The following is a 604-nucleotide window of genomic DNA, read 5'->3' as shown; positions in this document are numbered from 1 at the left end:
GTGCCTGTTTTGCCGAGCCACCCGCCGAGTCACCCTCCACGAAGAAGATTTCGGTGCGATTTAAGTCTTGTACGGAACAGTCTGTTAGCTTACCTGGCAAGGCAGGACCCGATGCGACTTTCTTACGTACGACTTTCTTGCTTGCGCGCATACGACGGTGGGCGTTAGCAATACACACTTCCGCTAGTTGCTCTGCAAGTTGAGGCTTTTCGTTTAGCCACAGACTGAATGCATCTTTTACCACACCAGAGACAAACGCAGCGGTTTGACGCGAAGAGAGACGCTCTTTAGTCTGACCAGCAAACTGTGGATCTTGGATCTTAACCGACAACACGTACGAACAACGGTCGAAAACATCGTCGCCCGTTAGCTTCACACCACGTGGTAGCAAGTTGCGGAATTCACAGAACTCACGCATCGCATCCAACAAACCTTGGCGAAGACCATTTACGTGTGTACCACCCTGAGCTGTTGGGATAAGGTTCACGTAACTTTCGGTGATCATCTCGCCGCCTTCTGGCTGCCAGATTACTGCCCAGTTTGCTGCTTCTGTGTCTGCAGAAAACTCCCCAGTAAACGGTTCTTCTGGTAGTACTGGGTAACC

The 604-nt window shown here is 51.2% G+C and carries 1 pseudogene; it reads right to left on the bottom strand.

The annotated features are described in order from the left end of the window. Window positions 1-604 (bottom strand): annotated as a pseudogene (locus R7E78_RS28245) (DNA topoisomerase IV subunit B); the annotation flags it as partial.

This window comes from Vibrio sp. YT-19(2023) (genome assembly GCF_033337395.1).
This window is presented reverse-complemented; position numbering and strand designations above follow the sequence as displayed.